General features: G+C 48.7%; 1 protein-coding gene. It reads right to left on the reverse strand.

Annotated elements, in window-relative coordinates; genetic code table 11:
* A partial coding sequence (locus tag C2M34_RS16000) for a calcium-binding protein (RefSeq protein ID WP_442792784.1) occupies positions 1 to 344 on the reverse strand: 344 nt, incomplete at its 3' end.
* Positions 345 to 415 lie beyond the last annotated feature (71 nt).

The following is a 415-nucleotide window of genomic DNA, read 5'->3' on the forward strand; positions in this document are numbered from 1 at the left end:
ACAGTGTCGTAATTGTCAATCGTGGTATTGCCATCCCCCTTGGCAAACAGGTAGGTATCATTCCCGGCCTCGCCACGGAGATAATCCCCCGCTCCCGTACCACCGCGCAGCACGTCATCGCCATACCCGCCATACAGGTTATCTTTACCAGCCCCACCATCGAGACTGTCATTCCCATTGTGGCCATACAAGTAGTCATTGCCAGCCTGACCATTTATTACATCATCACTGGCGTAACCATTCAGCGTGTTGGCATTTTCATCACCACTAATCGCGATGGCTTTGATGGTATCCACATCCCATTGCGTACCATCAGCAAACTGAATGCCATCTAACGCATACACACTTACGCCATCATTGATAAAGAAGGTTGGCTACAGTAATAACTTCATTGCCTATCTGCAGCAATAAGTTG

The sequence above is a fragment of the Pseudoalteromonas sp. T1lg88 genome (genome assembly GCF_002964765.1).
Lineage (GTDB): Bacteria > Pseudomonadota > Gammaproteobacteria > Enterobacterales > Alteromonadaceae > Pseudoalteromonas.